The sequence below is a fragment of the Rhizobium sp. SRDI943 genome (genome assembly GCF_057653695.1).
The window spans coordinates 663035-683473 of record NZ_JBYGKN010000002.1; the positions used below are offsets into that span (position 1 = coordinate 663035).

The 20439-nt window shown below is 62.8% G+C and carries 18 protein-coding genes; 3 read left to right on the plus strand and 15 right to left on the minus strand.

Features of this window, described 5'->3' with window-relative positions; all coding sequences use genetic code 11:
• Nucleotides 1–10: 10 nt before the first annotated feature.
• From AC245Y_RS27220 to AC245Y_RS27230, 3 genes are all read right to left on the minus strand, one after another.
• Nucleotides 11–2590 (minus strand): caspase family protein, encoded by a 2580-nt coding sequence (locus tag AC245Y_RS27220; protein WP_017996874.1) that lies wholly within the window; start codon nucleotides 2588–2590, stop codon nucleotides 11–13.
• A gap of 244 nt (nucleotides 2591–2834) precedes the next feature.
• A complete protein-coding gene (locus tag AC245Y_RS27225; protein ID WP_012763610.1) occupies nucleotides 2835–4112 on the minus strand; it encodes an L-fuconate dehydratase in 1278 nt (425 codons plus the stop codon).
• A gap of 92 nt (nucleotides 4113–4204) precedes the next feature.
• Nucleotides 4205–4939, minus strand: a complete 735-nt coding sequence (locus AC245Y_RS27230) for an SDR family oxidoreductase (protein ID WP_017996873.1) — start codon at nucleotides 4937–4939, stop codon at nucleotides 4205–4207.
• 473 nt (nucleotides 4940–5412) lie between these two features.
• Between AC245Y_RS27230 and AC245Y_RS27235 the strand changes: the two genes are divergently transcribed.
• The 3 genes from AC245Y_RS27235 (at nucleotide 5413) to AC245Y_RS27245 (ending at nucleotide 7734) form a co-directional block, all read left to right on the plus strand.
• Complete coding sequence (locus tag AC245Y_RS27235) at nucleotides 5413–6198, plus strand: IclR family transcriptional regulator (protein ID WP_012763608.1); 786 nt, start codon at nucleotides 5413–5415, stop codon at nucleotides 6196–6198.
• Between the two features lie 92 nt (nucleotides 6199–6290).
• Nucleotides 6291–7127, plus strand: coding sequence for an amidohydrolase family protein (locus AC245Y_RS27240; protein WP_017996872.1), 837 nt, complete (start codon nucleotides 6291–6293; stop codon nucleotides 7125–7127).
• A gap of 202 nt (nucleotides 7128–7329) precedes the next feature.
• On the plus strand, nucleotides 7330–7734 hold the full coding sequence (locus AC245Y_RS27245) for a helix-turn-helix domain-containing protein (RefSeq protein WP_017996871.1): 405 nt from the start codon (nucleotides 7330–7332) through the stop codon (nucleotides 7732–7734).
• A gap of 81 nt (nucleotides 7735–7815) precedes the next feature.
• Here the strand turns inward: AC245Y_RS27245 and AC245Y_RS27250 are convergent, their stop codons facing one another.
• The 12 genes from AC245Y_RS27250 to AC245Y_RS27305 all read right to left on the minus strand — a co-directional run bounded on the left by AC245Y_RS27250 (nucleotide 7816) and on the right by AC245Y_RS27305 (nucleotide 20428).
• On the minus strand, nucleotides 7816–8082 hold the full coding sequence (locus AC245Y_RS27250) for a hypothetical protein (RefSeq protein WP_012763605.1): 267 nt from the start codon (nucleotides 8080–8082) through the stop codon (nucleotides 7816–7818).
• A gap of 66 nt (nucleotides 8083–8148) precedes the next feature.
• Nucleotides 8149–8892: a TfuA-like protein gene (locus AC245Y_RS27255; protein ID WP_012763604.1), complete on the minus strand. Its 744-nt coding sequence runs from the start codon at nucleotides 8890–8892 to the stop codon at nucleotides 8149–8151.
• Nucleotides 8889–10151 carry a YcaO-like family protein gene (locus AC245Y_RS27260; RefSeq protein ID WP_017996870.1) on the minus strand — a complete coding sequence of 421 codons (1263 nt, stop codon included), beginning with the start codon at nucleotides 10149–10151 and terminating at the stop codon, nucleotides 8889–8891. The genes AC245Y_RS27255 and AC245Y_RS27260 overlap by 4 nt, the downstream gene beginning before the upstream one ends.
• 13 nt (nucleotides 10152–10164) lie before the next feature.
• Complete coding sequence (locus AC245Y_RS27265; RefSeq protein WP_012763602.1) at nucleotides 10165–10308, minus strand: hypothetical protein; 144 nt, start codon at nucleotides 10306–10308, stop codon at nucleotides 10165–10167.
• Between the two features lie 105 nt (nucleotides 10309–10413).
• Nucleotides 10414–12339: an AfsR/SARP family transcriptional regulator gene (locus AC245Y_RS27270; protein ID WP_050563551.1), complete on the minus strand. Its 1926-nt coding sequence runs from the start codon at nucleotides 12337–12339 to the stop codon at nucleotides 10414–10416.
• A gap of 404 nt (nucleotides 12340–12743) precedes the next feature.
• Nucleotides 12744–13598: an NmrA family NAD(P)-binding protein gene (locus AC245Y_RS27275; protein WP_017996868.1), complete on the minus strand. Its 855-nt coding sequence runs from the start codon at nucleotides 13596–13598 to the stop codon at nucleotides 12744–12746.
• 240 nt (nucleotides 13599–13838) lie between these two features.
• Nucleotides 13839–14762, minus strand: a complete 924-nt coding sequence (gene nadC / locus AC245Y_RS27280; protein WP_017996867.1) for a carboxylating nicotinate-nucleotide diphosphorylase — start codon at nucleotides 14760–14762, stop codon at nucleotides 13839–13841.
• Nucleotides 14740–16281: an L-aspartate oxidase gene (locus AC245Y_RS27285; protein ID WP_017996866.1), complete on the minus strand. Its 1542-nt coding sequence runs from the start codon at nucleotides 16279–16281 to the stop codon at nucleotides 14740–14742. The genes nadC and AC245Y_RS27285 overlap by 23 nt, the downstream gene beginning before the upstream one ends.
• A complete protein-coding gene (nadA, locus tag AC245Y_RS27290) occupies nucleotides 16278–17249 on the minus strand; it encodes a quinolinate synthase NadA (protein WP_017996865.1) in 972 nt (323 codons plus the stop codon). Before nadA ends, AC245Y_RS27285 begins: the two co-directional genes overlap by 4 nt.
• 69 nt (nucleotides 17250–17318) lie before the next feature.
• Nucleotides 17319–18317, minus strand: a complete 999-nt coding sequence (locus tag AC245Y_RS27295) for an NUDIX hydrolase (protein WP_017996864.1) — start codon at nucleotides 18315–18317, stop codon at nucleotides 17319–17321.
• Between the two features lie 29 nt (nucleotides 18318–18346).
• Nucleotides 18347–19162, minus strand: coding sequence for a 3-methyl-2-oxobutanoate hydroxymethyltransferase (locus tag AC245Y_RS27300; protein WP_017996863.1), 816 nt, complete (start codon nucleotides 19160–19162; stop codon nucleotides 18347–18349).
• Nucleotides 19163–19201: 39 nt separating this feature from the next.
• Nucleotides 19202–20428, minus strand: a complete 1227-nt coding sequence (locus AC245Y_RS27305; protein WP_017996862.1) for an NAD(P)/FAD-dependent oxidoreductase — start codon at nucleotides 20426–20428, stop codon at nucleotides 19202–19204.
• Nucleotides 20429–20439: the final 11 nt, after the last annotated feature.

Sequence of the window (20439 nt, forward strand, 5' to 3'; positions counted from 1 at the left end):
GACCGCCGTTTCAGAAGAGATCGTACCTCGGATTTCGCTTGACCCATGTCGCTTTGGCGAGCTTGACCAGCCTGTCATCGAGCGACTTGGATTTGGAGATTGCCTTTTGCTCCTGAGCGGTCAGCTCGGCGGCAAAGACGGCCTCCGCTTTCTTCTTTGCAGCGCCTGGCATCCTCTTGAGTTCCGCCAGCGCCTGGTTCTTCGGATCGCCGCTGCCCGGCATGTTGATGGCGGTCGCCAGTGCAAAATAACGCGCCGCGATTGCAAGGCTGTCAGCGTCCGCGCCATCTTCCTTCGCGAGCATCGCGCGGTCGAGTGCACCCCAATAGTCGCCGCGTTCCGCGCCCATCTCCAGCCACTTCACCGCTTCTGCCTTGTCCGCGGCAACGCCGATACCGTCGCGGTACATGCGTCCGAGATTTGTCGGAGCATGGGGCTGTCCGCCCTCCGCCGCCCGCGTGAAAAGATCGAGCGCTTTCGGGAGGTCCTCCGGAGCGCCTTTTCCGAAACGGTAGACGAGCGCAAGATTGTTCAGCGAATAGATGTCGTTGCGCTGGACGCCGGCTTCGTAGAAGCGGATACCCCGCTCGGGGTCGGCCGGAACGTTGACGCCGTTCAGGAAAATATAGCCGAGCTCGTTCATCGCATAGGTATGGCCGAGATCGGCGGCCTGCAGCATCAACCGCAACCCGAGCTGCTGATCGGCCTTGGTGCCGCGGCCGTGGTAGAGGGCCTTGCCGTAGCTGTGCAGGGCAAAGGGATCGCCCTTGGACGCACCATCCTTGGCGATCTGGCTTGCCTTGGCCGCGTCGCGCGGGACGGAGGCGCCGAACTCGTAAAGCCTCGATAGTTCCTGGATCGCCCGGACATGCCCGGCATCCATCGCCTTCTTGATCGTGGCGAACGCCGTTTTGGTATCGCGGTTGGCAAGCTGGGCGCGGCCAAGTTGATAGACGAAGCGCGCCACTTCGGGATAGGCCTTCACTGCGTCCATGCAGGCGGGCAGTGCTTCATCGGCGACGATCTCGTTCGGCAACTTGCCTGCCGTCACGCCCTGCAGGTCGAGCGGAGCTGCGGCTGATGTATCGCAGGCGTCGAGCGTCGGCTTGAAAGTGACGGTCGCCGGCGGCAAGTCGTCATTGGCGGCCTGCAGCGTCACGGCGAAAGGCTGGTTTTCAGTGCCGATCTGCGGCTCGTAGGAAAGCGCCGGGATATCGGCGGCTTCAAGCACATGGCCGAGACCGATCACCCGGTCTCCGGCGCGCAGCGTGCCCTTGTCGGGCAGGGCCGCGACCTTGAAGGTCATCTCCGCGGCCGATGCCGGCACGACCGGCAGGCTGGCTTCTACAGGGCCGACGCCGATCGTCGTGTCGACGTCGCGCGGCAGCGTCTTCAGGTAGGCGTCGGCATCGGCAAGCCGCACCTGTTTTTCCTGCTCGAGCTGGGCGAGCTTGGCGCCGGCGTCGGCCGAGACGGTGATTGCGACGACGCCCTGCGCCGCCTGGCCGTAAGGATCGCTCACGGTATAGCCAATCAGGCCGACGGTTCCGGCAGCAACACCTGATGAATCATAGGTCAGCGCCGTCAGTGCCGCGGCAGGCATCTTTGCGCCCTGCTCGACCGGCTTGCCGTCGAAGCTGAGCTTGCCGGTCTTAGGCAGCTGGTTGACGGTGACGAGCAGCGCCGAGCCGGTCTCGTCATGCGGCGGAGCGATCGGCAATTTGGTCGTGGCCGCACCCTCCGGCACGCTCACCTGCTGCATCGATTCGACGCTCGGCGGCGGCGGCGCCGGAATGAAATAGAAGCTGTCCATCAGCGAGGAGTTTTCCCAGGGGACCTGCTTGCCGCCGGTCATGGCCATCACGTCGCGGCGCACATCGGTCAGGACCTGCCGGATTTCCTTGTTGGGTTCGCTCGCCCGCTTGATGAAGGATTCGGAATAGGGGCTGAGCGCGCCGGTGCCATCGAGCGCCACCTGGCCGGGTTCTGTGGAAAAGGCGATCAGGCTGCCGAGGTCGCTGTCGATGCGCGCAAGTCCGCGCGTGGCGCCGACCGGCTCCAGTTTCTCCGCCATCCAGAATTTCTGGGCATTGAAGGGATTGTTGCGGCAGGCGTCGAGGAAGATCAGTTGCACCCGCGAATTCTGCTTGAGATGGTTGAGAATGAGGTCGAGCGGCATGGTCTGCGTCTCGACGTCATAGGGCGTCTCCAGCGTCGCATCGACCGGCACGATGAAATTCTGACCGCCGACCTGGATGCCATGGCCTGAATAATAGATCAGGCCGGCCTCGGCATTGCTGGTCGAACGCAGGAAGCGGCGCACCGTATCTTCGAGCCCGATGCGGTCGACATTGACGCCGATCGTCACATCGAAACCGGCCGCGCGCAACGTGGTCGCGACCTCTTCGACATCATTGGCAGGATTGGGAAGCGAGGGCAGCGTCTTGTAAACGGAGTTGCCGATGACGAGAGCGACGCGGCGTCCGCTCTCTTCTGTACCGGCGGCAAATGCCGTGTTAATCGACAGCAGCATTCCTGCAACAATCAGCAGATAAGCGCACAGTCTCTTGGCGTGACGAAACTTGGGCATGGCTCGATCGCAAACATTCTATTGTCTAAGTTCAATAAAATTTGCTGGCCTGCTGGTGCTAGGCCCCCTCCGCATTCACACTGCAAAGCTATTCCTCGGCGCTCTAAAAAGCAAGCTTCGCCGCCTCCAAGTGAATTGGAGCAGTCCCGGCAGATTGGAAGCCCATCGGTAGTAGGAAAGACTATTGAAATCAGGAAATTATCATGCGGCCGGAATTGGATACGTCATCCCCGGCGCAGTTTCCTTAACCTCCAAACGTATAGTTGCCGATCGAGGCCGGTTTCATCTCGATGGAGAAGCCCGGCAGGGTGGGCGGCATGTAGGCGGCGTTCTCGATCAGGCAGGGATCGAGGAAGTGTTCGTGCAGGTGATCGACATATTCGATGACGCGACCTTCCTTGGTGCCCGACACCGCGACGTAATCGATCATTGACAGATGCTGCACATATTCGCAGAGCCCGACGCCGCCGGCATGCGGCCAGACCGGCAGGTCGAACTTGGCGGCGATCAACAGCACGGAGAGAACTTCGTTCAGTCCGCCCATGCGGCAGGAATCGATCTGTACGATGTCGATCGCACCCTCGGCGATGAACTGCTTGAACATGATGCGGTTCTGGCACATCTCGCCGGTCGCGACCTTCACCGGGCTGATCGCCTGGCGGATCTTGCGGTGGCCGGCGACATCGTCCGGGCTTGTGGGTTCCTCGATGAAGAACGGCTTGGCGAAGGAGAGCGCTTTGACCCAGTCGATCGCCTGGCCGACATCCCACACCTGGTTGGCGTCGATCATCAGATAGCGGTCGGGACCGATCACCTCGCGGGCAATCCTGAGGCGGCGGATATCGTCTTCGAGATCGCGGCCGACCTTCATCTTGATATGGTTGAAGCCGGCATCGATCGCCTCCTGGCAGAGGCGGCGCAGCTTTTCGTCGCCGTAGCCAAGCCAGCCGGCCGAGGTCGTGTAGCAGGCGTAGCCCTCTTTTTCGAGGATGGCGATGCGTTCCGCCTTGCCCGCCTCGGCACGCTTCAGGATCTCGACCGCCTCATCGCGCGTCAGAACGTCAGTGAGATAGCGGTAATCGACGATATCGGCGATCTCTTCCGGCGACATCTCGGCGACGAGCCGCCAGACGGGCTTGCCGGCCTGTTTGGCGAGCAGATCCCAGACGGCATTGACGACCGCGCCGGTCGCCAGATGAATGGCGCCCTTCTCCGGCCCGATCCAGCGCAGCTGGCTATCGCTGGTCAGATGCCGCCAGAAAGTGCCAGGATGGGCGAGAACTTCGGCGAGGTCGGCGCCGACGACGAGGTGGCGCATCGCTTCGATCGCCATGCAGCAGATATCGTTGCCGCGGCCGATGGTGAAGGTCAGGCCATGGCCGGCAAGGCCGGGCGCGTCCGTATCGAGAATGACGTAGGCCGCCGAATAATCCGGATCGGGATTCATCGCATCCGATCCATCCAGGCTTTGCGACGTGGGAAAGCGGAGATCGAAGACACGAAGGTCGGTGATGCGGGTCATGATGTTACTCCCGATTGGTAGGCCGACCACATGGGGTCGGCTGCTGGGGCCGGACCGGCCGACGGGACCGCCGGCCGCATCGTCGGCTGAAATCAGATCGTCCAGCCGCCGTCGATGGCGATCGCCTGGCCCGACGTGTAGGTCGCGCCGGCGAGATAGACGGCGAGATCGGCAATCTCTTCCGGCGAGCCGAGCCGGCCCATCGGCTGGCGGGCGATGAAGGCGGCACGCGCCGCGTCGTAATCGCCCTGCGCCCGCATCCGGTCCTGCAGCGACGGGCTTTCCACCGTGCCGGGGCAGATGGCGTTGCAGCGGATGCCCTGACCGACATAATCGGCGGCAACGGCTTTGGTGAGCCCGATCACCGCCGCCTTGGTGACACCATAGGCGAAGCGGTTCGGCACGCCCTTGATGCTGGAGGCGACGGAGGCCATGTTGATGATTGCCCCGTCCTTGCGCTCGATCATGCCGGGCAGCACGGCGCGGATGGTGCGGATCATCGCCTTGACGTTGAGGTCGAAGGCGAATTCGAGATCGGAATCCTTCATTTCGAGGATCGAGCCGGCATGGACGAAGCCGGCGCAGTTGAAGAGCACGTCGACGGCTCCGATCTCGGCGACGAGAGCCTTGACCGCATCGGCATCGAGCACGTTCAGCTTATGGGTGGAAACCCCGGTCTCCGCGGCAAGCGTCGTTAAGGCCTCGGTGTTGATGTCGGTCGCGTGGACCTTGGCGCCGATCGCGGCAAAGGCTGCCGCCGTCGCCCGGCCGATGCCCTGGCCGGCGGCGGTGATGAGAACGGTCTTGCCGGAAAGTCTGTTTGTCATATCACGGGCCTTTTCTGAAATTGTCTAAGCTGGACGATGGAATGCGGTTCATGTCTTGGCGAAGCTCGGTCGTGATGGCGTCTTGTCCATCGTCGTCCACCATTCGCACTCTTTGCGCGTTTCAAGCGGGTTCTGGCAAGGCATCCAGGCGGCCATTGCGTGGGCCTGGCTTCGGATGCGCGGGGCTCTCGGTATTAAATGGAGGACTTGCCACTGTTGCAAAGGCAGATCAGCGCCGGATCCCGCTGACCGGCTGAATGCGGAGGCTTGACGACGGCAACCGTCGCCGGCTCCAGGGCCGATGGCCATTCCCATGCGCTGCATGGTCGTTCCTCCCTGTCCTCGGCATGTTCTTCAGTGATGATTTGTCTGTTTATAGACAAACAAACGATTGGCCAAGGGTCAAGTGCGAAGTTTTGCTTTTCCGGCTGCGGTTCTGCGTATATGCAGACTGATATTCACAGGAGGAAGCAATGGAGACTGACGAGTCCGACCGCTACCGCGCTCCTGCCCTCGACAAGGGCCTCGATATCCTGGAATTGCTCGCCGGCGTCGACAGCGGCCTCACCCAGGCCGACATCGCCAAGCGGCTCGACCGCAGCCCCAACGAATTCTACCGCATGCTCGATCGCTTGGTGCGCCGCGGTTACGTCACCCGGCTGGATGGCGACCGCTACTCGCTGACGCTGAAGCTCTTCGGCCTTGCGCAGCTGCACGCTCCGGTGCGCCGGCTCGCCTCCTATGCCACGCCGCTGATGCGCGATCTCGCCCAGCGCACGCGCCAGGCCAATCATCTCGCCGTCTTCGATCGGGGTGCTGCCGTCGTCATCGCCCAACAGGAGGCGCCGGACTATTGGGGGTTTTCGATCCGCATCGGCGCCCATATCAGCCTCTTCGACACCGGGTCGGGGCATGTGCTGCTCGCCTTCCGCAGCGAGGAGGAGCGGGAGATGATGATCTTAGAACATGTGCGCAGTCGTGCGGAGGTCGAACTCGGGCCAGAATTCTACGATCGTCTCGACCAGATCCGCGAGCGCGGCTACGAGATGATGGCGAGCGCCCAGACATCTGGCGTCTACAATCTTTCAGCTCCCGTTCTCGGACCGGACCACCGCTCCATCGCCGCCCTCACCTGCCCCTTCATCGCGCTCGTCAACGCGCCGTCGGCTCCCGATATCACCCAGGCGATCACGCTGGTGCAGAAGACCGCTGCCCAGCTTTCGCTGCTTGCCGGCGCCAGTGTCGTCAATTCCGGCTGACGGGTGGCATCGGCGCGAAGCGGGAATTTCTATTTGAACAATCCATTCACCATGGATAGGTTGCGGCAAAGTCACGCCCTGAGGAGAGACGCGTGTTCATCGACACCCATCTGCATATCATTGATCGGTCGGCGCTGCCCTATCCCTGGCTCTCCGGCGCGCCTGATCTCGATCATGATTTCCTCTACGAGACCTATGCGACGGAGGCCAGGCGCTGCGGTATCACCACGGTGTTGCACATGGAGGTCGATGTCGATCCCACTGCGATGCAGACCGAGACCGATCACGTCGCCAAGATCGCCAAAAAGGAAGGCAGTCTGATTGCCGGCGCCATCGTCTCCTGCCGGCCGGAAGCGGAAGGCTTTGCCGCCTATCTCGAGCGGCAAAAGGCCGATCCTTTCGTCAAGGGGTTTCGCCGCGTGCTCCATGTCGTGCCCGATAATGTCTCCGAAGGCGCCCTGTTTCGCGAAAACATCAGGCGTATCGGCGGCCGCGGCCTGACTTTCGACCTCTGCACATTGCCGCATCAGGCGAGCAGTGTGACCGCCCTCGCCGATCTTGCGCCCGACGTACAGTTCGTTCTCGACCATTGCGGCGTGCCGGATATCCGCTCGGACGCCTTTGAGCCCTGGAAGGCCGGCATATCAGAGATTGCCCGGCGGCCGAATGTCGTCTGCAAGGTCTCCGGCGTCGTCGCCTATGCCGATGGGAAGACCTGGACGGCAGAAACGCTGCAGCCCTATATCGAACATGTGATCGCGAGTTTCGGCTGGGACCGCGTCGTCTGGGGCAGCGACTGGCCGGTCTGTACCCTCGGCGGCGGCCTCTCGACCTGGGTTGCGGCGACCCATGCCATGCTTTCCGGCGTGAGCGAGACGGAGCGCTCGAAGTTGCTTTTCGCCAACGCACAGCGCCTCTGGTCGCTCTGACGTCACAATATAAAGCGACCGGTCTCCTGGGCGTGTCATTTTGGCGCGTTTTTTGTACCATTCCGGGACAAAAAAGGCCAGATATTCGGGCTTAACGCTATCTACATGCAAGCAATTGCTAGCCTTAATTATCTCGGCTAAAAGTTGTTGACACGGATATGGCGAATAACCCCCTGTCCGCTGCCTTCAGAAGGGAAATAAGATGAAAGAAGAACCGCATTCCGTCGATGTTCACGTCGGAAAGACGATCCGCATCCAGCGTCTGTTGAGGAAAGTTTCTCAGACGGAACTGGGCGATCGTGTTGGCGTAACGTTCCAGCAGATCCAGAAATACGAAAAGGGCTCCAACCGCGTTTCCGCCAGCATGCTGGTCGAAATCGCCGGCGCGCTGAAGGTTGATGTCAGGACGTTCTTCGACGACCTGTCGACCCCTGATAGTGCCAACGACAACCCCGCTCCCAGCGAGGAATTCGTTATTTCGCGCGAAGGCGTCCTTCTCAACGCGGCGTTCTTTTCGATCAAGAACGAAGCGCTTCGCAAGAAGATTCTGAAGCTCGTCCAGGCGATTGCCAACACCGAACAGCTGGATACCGACGCGGCCGAATAGACCGGTTGTCCTTCACGCGAACCCAACGGACCGCATGAGGATCAACAAGGATCTATGAGGATCGATAGCGATTGATCGGGATCAATGGCGATCGATCAGGATTAGATTCTCGCTGGCATCCTTCATTGCGATCTTGGCTTTGCTGCCGACCAGCTTCTCGAGATTGACGTCAAGCTCCCTGTCGGGATCTATGCCGTCCCAATCGATGACGACCTGCAGCAGCGCCATGTTCGTCAGGTGCATCAGATTGCGCAGCTGAAGCTTTTCAGCCTCCTCCTTGGCTGCCGACAGCAGCCGGAAGATCCTTGCGTATTCGCTGCCGGTAGCTTCGTTGTGTTGTTCAAACATCGTTCCCGCCCTCTTTGGTCGTGGAACCCTACGATTCCATCATTACCGCATCTTCCGCCGCGACCGTTATTCAAGCGTTACAGGAACCGCATTGCGCGTGACTTCGGCGTGCAGGAGTTCCCAGTGTGAGGTCGCGGCAAAGCGCCAGTCACGGTTGATAGGGCGGAATTTGTCCAGGCACAGCCATTCCAGCACCAATAACGCGTCGCCCCGCTTGCGCTCGACGCGGTTCCCCCGGATGGCGGCGAGGATGTGGTCGCGGCGCGGCTTGCGGAAATGGCACTCGTCGGCCACCTTCGCATAGGTGCGCTCGGAGAAATGCAGGAAACGGCCGGCAAGCAGGAGTTTCTTGCGCTCGGCGAGCGAAATTTCGCCAACGGCGTGAAGCGCATCGATGGTCGGCTCGAAATCGACCCAGGGTACGGAAAGCGGCAGCCAGCCGAGCTCCTGCGGCGCATGCACAAGCGCGACGGCCTCGTCGTCGAGCAGCCGCCCTGACTCGTAATCTTCGAAGATCGAGCCGAGCCCGACCATGCCGAAGGGGGCGCATTCGGCTGCCCGCAGCGCGCCCATGCTGGCGCCGCCGGCAACGGCGACATCATGTTCGAGTGCGTAAAGTATTTCCTTGTGCCAGACCGAGGGCAGATCGCCGAAATAGCCGTCGACGAGACCGATCGCGGTGGCGCCGTCCTGAACGGCCTTCAGGATGTCGCCGGCAGCCGCCGGCGGCCGGAAATCGATGCGGGAGGACATGGCTCTTGCTGCGGCAAGATCGCTGCCGAGGCTCGGGCCGACGAACAGCACCTTCATGATTCGGCTCCTCTCATGGTGTTGACGGCGCGCAGGCCGAGCTGGATATATTGGCCTGAGATATCGACCTCCAGTCCCGGCACGATCACCCTGACGACGGAGACCGGCAGGGCCGGGTGCGGAAACGGCAAGACGACGATCTGCTCGATGCCGGTTGCCGCCAGCCGGTCGGCAATATGGCCGATGGTGTCCTGGATCGTCGCCGGGCGGCGATCGCGGGCGTGGAACGAGCGCATCCGGCCGTCGCCCTCGCACAGTTCGACCACCTGCTGCATCGCCGCACTCCTGTCGAGCCGCTGATAGATGCGCGGCGAGAAATCGTCGCGGCTGCCGGCAATCGCGGTCAGCCGGCTCTGCGCCGCTTCGGTGATGGCGCGCAGCGCGGCGCGCACCGGATCGGGGTGGCAGCCGCAGCCACCGCAGACATGCGACCAGCGCGCGTCGACACGGTCTGAAATGTTGCCTGGCATGATGACGGCCAGAAAAGCGGGAACGCCGATATCCGTCGTCATGTCGAGCAGCAGCAGTTTCATGCCGGCACGGGTGATCCGGTCGGTCATGACATCTATGACCGCATCGCCGAAGGAGGCGGGGTTGATGCGGCTCTCCTTCAGGCGCTCGGGCGACTTCAGCTGGGTCAGGGCCCAGGCGTCGCGCTCCACCAGCTCGCAAAGCCCATGCAGGACCGCTTCGGACGGGGTGTTGCCGGAGGCGAGCCCATCGCTCGACTGCTCGAAGCCGGGCGGCCTCTCGCCGCGATGGTCGAGACCGACGAGCCACCAGGGCACGAAGACGCTGCTGCCCGAAAGAATGTCGAGCCCGGAGCACCAGGGGATGGGAGCTCGTCCGATTTCGTCGGGAGCGCAGCGTGCGACATTGTCGAGATCGATCATCGCGGCATGCTCCGCCCGCATGTTCTCGATCGTTGCCTGCGTCATGTCGGTGGGGGCAATTTCGGCGATCCGCGTCTCGACCGCCTCCATCGCCGCCGAGGCCATGGCGGCATCGTTATCGATACCCTTGCCCTGAAAGACCGAGAGCGTATGGCTGTTCGGCCTCGTTGCGAAGGCGACGGGGATGTTCAAAACGTCGAGTGCAGTCAGGAGGCCGACGCGCGTAATGCCGAATTCGCGCAGATGCGGCCTGATGGCTGCCAAGGTCTGCGCCGGCGTGACGGCGCGGTCATGGTAGTCGCTGACGCCGGCCGATGATCGTTTAAGGTCACCGGCAAGCGTTTCAAGGTCGGTGAAAGCAGACATACCGATCTGTTCCCTAGCGGAACCTCAGCGCATGCGTCAGGCTCTCGAGCGCATTGGCGGAAACGTTGAGCTCGTCCTGCTTCATGGCTGCCTTGGCGGCTGCAGAGAAGCGCAGTGACTGTGTCTGAGCTGCGGTGGTGTCAGCATTCGTCTTCATGTTTCATCTCCGATTGGTTAGACAGCGCCTTGCTGCCGTTAACCATCGGAGGGAAACATTGCCTGCGTCATTTAAGCGTTACAGGCTTCGTTAAAAGGCGGTGCATCAGGGAAGTCCGGCAAGTTGCAGGCCTTGTATGAGCGGTTCCGTATAGGCGGGATCGCGATCGGGGACGAAATGACGGATGTCCTCACTGCGGAAATCGGGGAAGTTTTCCAGTACCACCCTGGCGTAGTTCCTGGCCTTGCCCGTCTCGCCCGCCATGGCATGCGAGGCAGCGAGCAGGCGGGCTGTCGCCTGCTTCGTCTTCACCGGTTCCAGCGCCTCGATCGCCATTTCATACTCTTCGCGCATGAAGTGGATGCCGCCGAGGTTCCAGTAATAATAGTCCGGCGGCAGCGGATTGAGTTTGAAGGCAGCGCGGCTGAGCTCCAGCGCTCGATCGAAATCGCCATCATGGGAAAGCGCGTCGGCATAGTCGGCGAGGATGTCGGCATCGTTGGGATTGAGATCCTGGGCCTGCTGAAAATATTCCAGGCTTTCGTCGAAACGACGGCGATAAAGCGCCACGAAGCCGAGCTCGCGGTAAGCCCGGCCGCTGTTCGGGTCGGACTGCTGCGCCTGCCGGGCAGCGCCGTTCGCCTCGTCGAGCAGTTCCTTGTCGCGCATGCCGCGGATCAGCCATTCCATGCCGAGCGCGCGCGACATGCCGGCATGGGCGGCAGAGAAATGTTCATAACGATTGAGCGAGGATTTGAACCATTTGCGTGCCTGGCGCAGATGCTGCAGGTCGGTGTGGGCGATCAGCCGCTTGCCTTCCAGGTAGAGACGGTAGGCTGACGGCGGCGCGTCGCCGATCGGCATCGCCAGTTCGTGACGCTCGATCGTGTCGGCGAGCGAGGAGACGATCCGCCGCGTCAGATGCGCGAAGGATTCGCTGATCTTCTGCATGACCAGCGGCAGTTCGACGGCCCAGATCACCTCCGACGTCGTCGTCCGCGTCAGACGGCAAGTGGCATAGACATCCTCGTCGCGGCCCTGGATCGTGACGTAGACCGCATAGTCGAAGCGCAGGTCGAGCGGACCGGGCACAGCACGCGACGGATCGATCGAACGGCTGAGGATCTCCAGGCTGGTATGCGCCGCGATCACCTTGAAGCCCCGCTGCTGGCTGAGGCCGATGGTGACGTCTTCAAGAAGCGCCCTGCCGACGCGCTCCATCAGCGGATCGGTGAAGATGCTTTCCGGCGGCAGGATGATGATGCGTGGTTGGCCGACCGAATTGATGGACAGATCAGGCGCCGGCTGGGCTGACGTCACCTGTGCCGCCGGCACCAGGTTGAGCTCGCGGGCAAGAGCGGTGGTGCTTTCTTCCGGCTCGGTGTCGAAGTCGTCCTTCAGCTGGCTTTTGCACTTCAGATAGGCCTGACGCGCCGCTGCCGGATCGTTCATCCGGACATAGGTGCGCATTAAGGCGCGATAGGCCGTCTCGCTGGCAGGGTCGAGTTCCAGCAGGCGCCTGGCGAGCGTGACCTGCTCGTCATCCGATCTGTCTTCCGGTGTCTCGATCAGCCGGGTGAGATGGGCGGAGCGCAATTCGTCGACACGCTGGCGCTCAAAGGTCAGCCAGTCCTCGGCGCCCTGCGTCGGCGATTTGACGCCGTCGAGAAATTCGCCGTTCAGCAGGCCGCCGTCTTCGGGTGCGAGTGGCCCTTTCTGTTTCAGGATATGAACGTCGACCTCCCAGCCATCGGCAAGGCCGATATGGGTTCGGGTCGCGGCAAGCAGCGGTGGAAGGCCGGCGGGAATGCTCAGTTCGATGCGCGCCAGCAGCTGGCGCAGGCTGCCGGCCCGTTTTTCCGGCAGCTCCGATTGCCAGAGCTGCCGCCTGACGGTTTCGCGGTCGAGTTCGACATTGGGTTCGGCGGCGAGCATGGCAAGGAGAAAATACGACTTCTCCGGCAAGGGGAGCTCCCTCCCCGCCGCCAGCAATCGCGGTCTTCCGAGCAGGCATAGCCTGTTCGTCAGCATCTGCCGGATGTCCGTTGCATCTCGGTTCTCACCCCTGAAAGCCGAGGCGCGCAAGCGCGCCGGCCAATCAAAAACATGTTAGGGCCATAAGAGCCAGACGCATAGCGGTTTTGCTTTAAAAAGAAGAAGTTTCATCGAATATTTGCATATTCGCGCGCCACACGGGGAGGAAATGCTTTGCCAACACTTCCGTGAGGATGCGAGTTGCGTGTCGTGGGGGCAGGTTATTAGCGGCGTGAGCCTGAGTGCCCGTCCGAGTATGGGTTGAGTGATCGGGTCGATGGGGGTTCCAAGAAAGTGTCTTAGGCCTGATTGGAAGCGCCTTCTGCGGACGACCGGACCCGGCAACCAAGTGGCTTTTGGCGGTCTAGCCTTCTCTGTTCGTCCATCCCGACGCGTTAGGATCAGTCGCGAACAAGCTTGTCTATGTAGGCCTGCAGCGAGGTCGATCCTCGAATAGCATCCTCGGGATATTCGGGACCATCGACGGTGAGAGCCGTCATCCTTGCATATGAGTGAGCCGCCGCGTCGGAAAAGCCCAAACCGCGGTATGCGTCTTCCCAGTTTTCGCGCGGGATCACGTCGACGCGAACGGCCCGGCCAAGGGTGGCAGCGAAGGCTGCGGCGACATCGTTGGGGGAGTACCGTTGCGGCCCCTCGACGGGGTATATGCCGATCCGTTCGATCGGCTCCTGCAGGATCCGCGCCGCCACCTTTCCTAGATCCTCCGGCGCGACCATTGGGAGCTTGAGGTCTGCAGGGAGCATGGTCGCTAGCACCCCGTCCCTCGTGACGGCCCCCAGCATCGTACCCCAGTTACTGAAGTAGTAGGCTGCGCGGATGACACTGGCAGGAACCGGCTGGTTCCTCAGGCCGACTTCCAGTTCGTAAAGAACGCTGAGATCGCCGCATTTCTCGCCTGGCTGCGCGCCCATGGTTGATTGCGCCACCACCTTCTCCAGCCCAGATCCTTCGATCGCCTCGAGCATGCAGCGCACGGTCTCGCGTTCCTCCCGATCCGTATCGCTCGATATGTCAGCGCTCGGGTTCAGGAGGAAGGCCCGCTTCCCACGACGGAACACCTCACGCAGCGACGTCACGTCGTGGACGTCGACGACGGCGACCTCCGCGCCCCGCTGTCGCCATGCACCGGCCTTGTCAGAATTTCGAGTAACGATCGTGACGGCTTCGCCTTCGTCGAGCAGCGTCTGCGCCACGGCGGAGCCGACGTGGCCCGTCCCGCCAACAACGATGTACATTTGCCATGTCTCCAGCAGTGATGTGGCGCATAACCCCTCGTCCTTTCAAAGGTTCCCTTTCGTTGCAGAGGCGGTTCAGCGACGCACAGCGCTTCTTCGCCTGGATCAGCCAAAGCCGCCGGCTGAGGAAAGACCGGAAGCGACCAACTCCGCCAAGGCCTTGGCTTTACGCCGCATCCATCATGGATCCTCGTCATGCATTTGCCCGAGCTTCCTGAATTGTCGGACGGACACTGAGGGTCACAGCACCTGTGCAATCCGTTTTGGGCTAACCTCCGTTGCCGTCGCGGCTTCGACGAAATCGAGCCCGATGTCCAGCACCGGGGCGCTGTGCGTCAACCAGCCGACCGAAATGAGGTCGACACCGGATGCCGCGATTGCGGCGGCCGCTGTCGGCGTGACGCGGCCGGATGCCTCGGTGATCGCCCGGCCGGCGACGATGGCGACGGCCTCGCGCAGCTGATCAGGTGTCATATTGTCGAGCAGCACGGCGTCGACGCCGGTCTCCATCGCTTCACGCAGCTGATCGAGCGTGTCCACTTCGACCTCGATCTTCACCATATGGCCGACGCCTGCCCGCGCCCGGCGGATCGCCTCCGTGACCCCACCGGCGATGGCGACGTGATTATCCTTGATCAGCACCGCGTCATAAAGCGCGAAACGATGGTTCATGCCACCGCCGGCCCGCACCGCATATTTCTCCAGTGCCCTCAGGCCGGGCGTCGTCTTGCGCGTGCAGGCGACTGATGCCTTGGTGCCGCGGATGGCGGCGGCGATCCCTGCCGTCACTGTGGCGATGCCAGAGAGGTGACCGAGGAAATTCAGCGCGGTGCGCTCGGCGCTCAGCAGGCCACGCGAGGGGCCTTCGATGGTGGCGATCACATCGCCAGGCTTGACCGCGTCGCCATCTTGACGATGGCGGCGCATGACGATCTCGGGATCGACGAGGGAAAAGGCGAGTTCGGCGGCATCGAGACCGGCGATCACGCCCGGCTGACGCGCCGCCATCACCACCGTCGAACGGTGATCGTGGGGGATGACGGAGGCCGAGGTGATATCGCCCGCAAGACCCAGATCTTCGAGCAAAGCTGCCCGCACCAAAGGCTCGACGATCAGGCGCGGAAGGGGAACGAGGCTCATCTCAGGCACTCCTTGCAAGGGCATAGGGCGGCGTCGCGCGGGCGATCTCCAGAACGTCGGAAAGGCACATCTGGCGCCGGTTGGCATTGGCGAGCTTCAGCGGAAAATCGGTGCGGGCATGGGCGCCGCGCGATTCCATCCGCAGGCTGGCAAAGACGGCGATCAGCAGCGCGACGATGGCCGGATCGGCGGCCGGGCCGCTGCCTTCGGCAAGCGGCAGCAGGGCGGCGATGGCGCCATGAATGGCACCGGCATTGCGTAGCACGCCAAGATGGCGCGAGACGATCGGCCGGACGAGCGATGCATCGGCCAGCGCCGGCAGTCTCTCGGCGAAGATCGCGCTGGCGGGACTTGCGGGCACGCCTGATATGTCGCGCGCCGCCCGCATGCCCATGACAGCCGCTTCCAGCAGCGAGTTGCTGGCAAGCCGGTTTGCCCCGTGCAGACCGGTCGAGGCCGCCTCTCCGGCGACCCAGAGGCCGGGAACCGAGCTGCGGCCATTTGCATCCGTGGCAACCCCGCCCATGTGATAGTGAACGGCCGGGCGCACAGGAATGGGGTCTTTCGCCGGATCGATGCCGGCCTCGCCGCAAAGGGTCGAGATGACAGGAAAGCGCGTGGCAAATCGGCTGCCGAGAGCATCGCGGGCATCGAGAAAGACCCGTCCGCCGCGGGCGATTTCGGCGCTGATCGCCCGCGCCACCACGTCGCGCGGCGCAAGTTCGGCACCTGGAATGCGGGCCATGAACCGTTCGCCTCGTTCGTTGACGAGCAAAGCCCCCTCCCCGCGCACCGCCTCGCTGATCAGCGCCAGCGGGCGGCGGCGCGAATCGAGTGCGGTTGGATGGAACTGGACGAACTCCATATCGGCGAGCGCGGCACCGGCCCTTGCTGCAAGCGCGATCCCCTGGCCGAAATTGCCGATCGGATTGGTGGTCGCGTCGTAAAGCCCGCCGATGCCGCCGGTGGCGAGCACCACCCTTGACGTCGGCAGAATGGCGGCGCCATTCGCGGTCGCGCAGAGCAGGCCGGCGACCTTTTCGCCGTCCATCAAAATTCGCCGCGCCTCGAAACCTTCGAGCACGGATATAGCCGGTGTTTTCATCACTGCATTGATCAGCGCGCCGATGATCGCCGCACCCGAGCCGTCACCTTCGGCATGGACGATGCGGCGGCGATTATGGGCCGCCTCCAGCCCCAGCGAAAGTTCGCCGGCGGCATTCCGGTCGAAGCGGACGCCGGCTTTTTCCAGCGCGGCGATCGCCGCCGGCGCCTCGGCAATGATGCTAGCGGCAATGCCCGGATCGCAGAGCCCGTCGCCGGCCGCAAGCGTATCGGCAAGATGCAGTGCCGCGCTATCGTCGGCGCCCATGCTGGCGGCGATGCCGCCCTGCGCCCAGGCGCTCGACGTCTCCGCGCCAAGAGCCGCGCGAGTGACGATCACGGAAGGTTCTGGCGCCAGTGTCAGCGCGGTCATCAATCCCGCAAGCCCACTGCCGACGATCACCGTGCGTCCTGATAGCTGCTCGAGAAGCTCGGTCATATCGCCAGCATCCTCTCGACGGCGCGGCGCGCGGCCGCCGCAATTGCCGGATCGACGGTGACCTCGTGGCGGTTTTCCTCGAGTGCGGCGCGGATATTGGCCAGCGTGATGCGCTTCATATGCGGGCAGAGATTGCAGGGTCGAATAAACTCGACGTCGGGATGGTGCACGGCGACATTGTCGCTCATCGAGCATTCGGTGAGCAGCACGACGCGCGCCGGCTTCTGCCGGCCGACATAGTCCGACATCACGGCGGTGGAGCCGGCGAAATCGGCTTCGGCCACCACCTCGGGCGGGCATTCGGGATGGGCGAGCACGATGACGCCCGGATGGTTTTCGCGCAGCTGGCGCACGTCCTCGGCGGTGAAGAGTTCGTGCACCTCGCAATGGCCATGCCAGGCGATGATCTCGACATCGGTCTCGCGGGCGACGTTGCGCGCCAGATATTCGTCCGGGATCATCAGCACCTTCGGTACGCCGAGCGATTCCACCACCTGCTTGGCATTGCCCGAGGTGCAGCAGATGTCGGAGGCAGCCTTCACCGCGGCCGAGGTGTTGACATAGGTGACGATGGGCAGGCCGGGATGGGCCTGGCGCAGCAGCGCGATATCTTCGGGCGTGATCGAATCCGCCAGCGAACAGCCGGCGCCGAGATCCGGGATCAGCACGGTTTTCTCCGGGTTCAGCAGCTTGGCGGTCTCGGCCATGAAATGCACGCCGGCAAGCACGATGACATCGGCGTCGACCTCGATCGCCTTGCGGGCGAGCGCCAGGCTGTCGCCGACGATATCGGCCACGCCGTGGAAGATCTCCGGTGTCTGATAGTTGTGCGCGAGAATGACGGCGTTGCGGCGGCGCTTGAGCTCGAGAATAGCGTCGACGTCATTTTCGAACGTCATCCATTCGGCTTTGGGAATGACGCGACTGACGCGCTCGTAGAGCGAGGATGCGGAAACAGGGTAATTCATGACCGGCTCCTAATTATGCTCTATATGAGCATATCATAGGCAAAGAGATATTCTCACCGTGAGCATATGTCAATTGCGGGAGAGCGGTAATTTCGTTCCGGCCAGCGCCCGTTCTTCGAGCACGGTGTGGCGAAAGCGGAAAAGCTTGGCCGGCCGGCCGCCGGTTTCGCTTTCGGTTCCGCCGGTTTCCTCGACGAGATCCTGCTGTTCGATGAGGCGTCGGAAATTCTGCTTGTGCAGCGTCAGCCCCGCCAGCGCCTCGATGGTGCGCTGCAGCCTGAGCAGCGTGAAGCTTTCCGGCATCAGTTCGAAGACGACAGGGCGGTATTTGATCTTGGCGCGCAGCCGGGCGATCCCGGTTGCGAGAATACGGCGGTGATCGGCAAACATCGCGTGGCCGAGATTGGCCTCCGCCCCGCATCCGGCTTCCAAGACGAGCCCCGCCTCATAAAGCAGTTCGTAACGCTGCAGGGCCAGATCCTCGTTCCAGCCGCCGCCATCAAGGCCGAAGGTGAAATCGGCCCGGCGATGGCGATGGTCACGCCTTGCCGGATCGGCATCTGCCCAGCTCCTCAGACGCGCCATAATCTCGTCGAGCACGGCTGGCCGGCCCTGCCGGTGGTCTTCCCAGGGGAAATATTCGTACCAGCCGTGCCATCCCGGCCGGCCGGCGCCCGACTGCTCGTTGACGAGGCCGAGATAGCTGATCGAGATCGTCCGTCCGCCTGGGATGTCGTTGTTCCGGTCACGGTCGGCGAAGGTATAGAGCTGTTCGAGGTAGCCGACGGGATGTTCCGTCTGCTCCTGCACCCATTCGCGCAGGCCCGATTGCAGGGTTCGATGCCCCATTTCGAAAGGTCCCGACGGCAGCGCGTTGCCGGAGCGGATGGTCATCACGCGCGGTTCGTCCCCCGTCACCGCGACGAGCACCGCAATCAATTCCGCATGCGCAAAGCCGATCGTCACAGGGGACCGAATACTCCGTTCCGAATGAATCGAACCGATAATTCCTGACACAGGCCGGGACGGAAGCCAATGGAGAGGAAGCACCTTTGCGGCGCTTCCCACATCATCGAGGCAAGAGAGCTCGTTTGCCCTCAGCTCTTGCCCGTCTCGCTTTTCAGCCGCTGCAGGAAGATCTCCAGTTCAGCGTCGTCGATACCGACGAGATGGCGCTTTTCCGGATAGGCGCCGGTTCTGACGTCTTCGGCAAATTCCGTGAAGGCGGCGATGCGCTCGCGCTGCAGCCGGTCGTGTTCGGCGGCGAAGTCGCGATAGATCTTGGCATGACGCGGATAGTGGTCGCGATTGGCGCCTAGCACGTCGTCGGCGAAGAGATATTGGGCGTCGCAACCGCTGCCTGCCCCCATGGAGATCATCAGCATCGAGGTGTTGGGGCTGATGGCGGCAGCGACATCCCCTGGGACGACTTCGATTTCGGCGGCGAAGGCGCCGGCCTCTTCCAGCGCCTTGGTCTGCCGCCAGATCTCGGCCGCACTCGCTGCCGTCTTGCCGACGGCGCGGAAGCCGCCGGTCCAGGTGGCCTTCGAAGGGATCAGCCCGAGATGGCCGCAGACGGGGATACCTTCATCGCGCATGCGCCGGATCGTCTGCAGGCTTGCAGCGCAATAGACCGCATCGCCGCCCGCCTTCAGCGCCGCGAAGGCCGCACGCAGATAGTCCTCGGCCGAAACATGGTCGCCATATTCGAGCCCCGGAATGGCAAAGAGAGTGGGGGCGGCTTCGCGAAAGACCGGCCCGAGCAGCGAGGGCGGCACCGAGACGATGTCGATCCCCGCTTTTTCGGCGGCGTCCGCCTCCTCCAGCGAGGTGACGCGCAGCATGGTGAGCTGGCGCTTGCCTTTTTCCGCAAGCAGATCGGCAACGGTTGCGCGTCTATGTTTTTTCATCATCAATTCCTTTGAAAATATCGGGTGAAAATATCGGGCGGCTCAGGCGGCCAGCAGGGATTTCAGCTTGATGTCGCTGGCTGCGAGTGCTGCCGGGTTCGGATGGGCGTGCGCTGCGATCAGCATTTCGGCGAGCCGGATGTCGCGTGCCACCGCATTGCCCGTTCCGATGCCGCTTGCGGCGATCAATCGTCCGTCGGCGTCGAGATGGAAAAGAATGAAGGCGCCTGCGCCGAGCTCGCGGCGCTGATGCGTGGCAGCCCCTTCGGCAAGGCCTGATATTTGCAGCGTCATGTCGTACTGATCCGACCAGAACCACGGCACCGCCGAAACGGCCTCGTTAAGGCCGAGCATGTTGGCCGCGGCCAATGTGCCCTGCTCCTGGGCATTGCGCCAGGATTCGAGCCGCACCCGCCGGCCGCCATAGATCGACAGCGGAAAGGAGCAGCAGTCGCCGGCCGCAAAGACATCGGGTGCGGAGGTCTGGAGATGGATATCGACGGCAATACCATTGTCGATTGCGAGGCCTGCTTTTTCGGCGATCTCGACATTCGGCCGTGCACCGATGCCGACAAGGACGAGATCGGCTTCGATCGCCTCGCCGGTCGACAATCTAATCAGGGCTTGTCCGTTGTCCGCAGTCAGCGCCTCGATGGAGACGCCGCAGCGGATATCGACGCCCTCGGCGCGGTGGCGCTCGGTGAGGAGATGGGCGATCTCCTCCGGCACGCCACGCTTCAGCACGCGCTCCAGCCCCTCGATGACGGTGACCTCGGCGCCAAGCAGCCGCGCCGTTGCCGCAAGTTCCAGTCCGATGAACCCGCCCCCGATGATGGCGATATGCCGTCCCGGTTTCATGGCATCGCGCAATGCCGCCGCATCGTGATGCGTCCGCAGCGAACGAATCTGTCGGCTGCCTACCGGTGCGCCGGGGAACGACCGCGCGGCGGCACCCGTCGCAAGCAGAAGCTTGTCGTAGGAAAGCACGCTACTGTCCGAAAGCGTAACGGTCCTGGATGGGGTATCGAGATCCCTTGCCTCGAGGCCGGTCAGCAACCGGATACCGTTTTCGACGTATTTTTCCGCCGCAGCGATAAATTTCGGATCACTTGCATCGGTGGAGCCGGCCTTCGAAAGTGGCGGCCGTTCATAGGGCGGAAGCGGCTCGGCCCCAACCAGCGTTATCTCGCCGGCAAAACCCTTTTCCCGCAAGGCGAAGGCGGCGCGCGCACCGCATTCGCCGGCGCCCAGGATGACGTAATGAACCACGCCAACCTCCC

Excerpts from the sequence above, each read along its gene's own strand:
- AC245Y_RS27220 (WP_017996874.1), bottom strand. The coding sequence starts at position 2,590 with ATGCCCAAGTTTCGTCACGCCAAGAGACTGTGCGCTTATCTGCTGATT.
- AC245Y_RS27225 (WP_012763610.1), bottom strand. The coding sequence starts at position 4,112 with ATGACCCGCATCACCGACCTTCGTGTCTTCGATCTCCGCTTTCCCACG.
- AC245Y_RS27230 (WP_017996873.1), bottom strand. The coding sequence starts at position 4,939 with ATGACAAACAGACTTTCCGGCAAGACCGTTCTCATCACCGCCGCCGGC.
- AC245Y_RS27235 (WP_012763608.1), top strand. The coding sequence starts at position 5,413 with ATGGAGACTGACGAGTCCGACCGCTACCGCGCTCCTGCCCTCGACAAG.
- AC245Y_RS27245 (WP_017996871.1), top strand. The coding sequence starts at position 7,330 with ATGAAAGAAGAACCGCATTCCGTCGATGTTCACGTCGGAAAGACGATC.
- AC245Y_RS27250 (WP_012763605.1), bottom strand. The coding sequence starts at position 8,082 with ATGTTTGAACAACACAACGAAGCTACCGGCAGCGAATACGCAAGGATC.
- AC245Y_RS27255 (WP_012763604.1), bottom strand. The coding sequence starts at position 8,892 with ATGAAGGTGCTGTTCGTCGGCCCGAGCCTCGGCAGCGATCTTGCCGCA.
- AC245Y_RS27260 (WP_017996870.1), bottom strand. The coding sequence starts at position 10,151 with ATGTCTGCTTTCACCGACCTTGAAACGCTTGCCGGTGACCTTAAACGA.
- AC245Y_RS27265 (WP_012763602.1), bottom strand. The coding sequence starts at position 10,308 with ATGAAGACGAATGCTGACACCACCGCAGCTCAGACACAGTCACTGCGC.
- AC245Y_RS27270 (WP_050563551.1), bottom strand. The coding sequence starts at position 12,339 with ATGCTGACGAACAGGCTATGCCTGCTCGGAAGACCGCGATTGCTGGCG.
- AC245Y_RS27275 (WP_017996868.1), bottom strand. The coding sequence starts at position 13,598 with ATGTACATCGTTGTTGGCGGGACGGGCCACGTCGGCTCCGCCGTGGCG.
- nadC (WP_017996867.1), bottom strand. The coding sequence starts at position 14,762 with ATGCCCTTGCAAGGAGTGCCTGAGATGAGCCTCGTTCCCCTTCCGCGC.
- AC245Y_RS27285 (WP_017996866.1), bottom strand. The coding sequence starts at position 16,281 with ATGACCGAGCTTCTCGAGCAGCTATCAGGACGCACGGTGATCGTCGGC.
- nadA (WP_017996865.1), bottom strand. The coding sequence starts at position 17,249 with ATGAATTACCCTGTTTCCGCATCCTCGCTCTACGAGCGCGTCAGTCGC.
- AC245Y_RS27300 (WP_017996863.1), bottom strand. The coding sequence starts at position 19,162 with ATGATGAAAAAACATAGACGCGCAACCGTTGCCGATCTGCTTGCGGAA.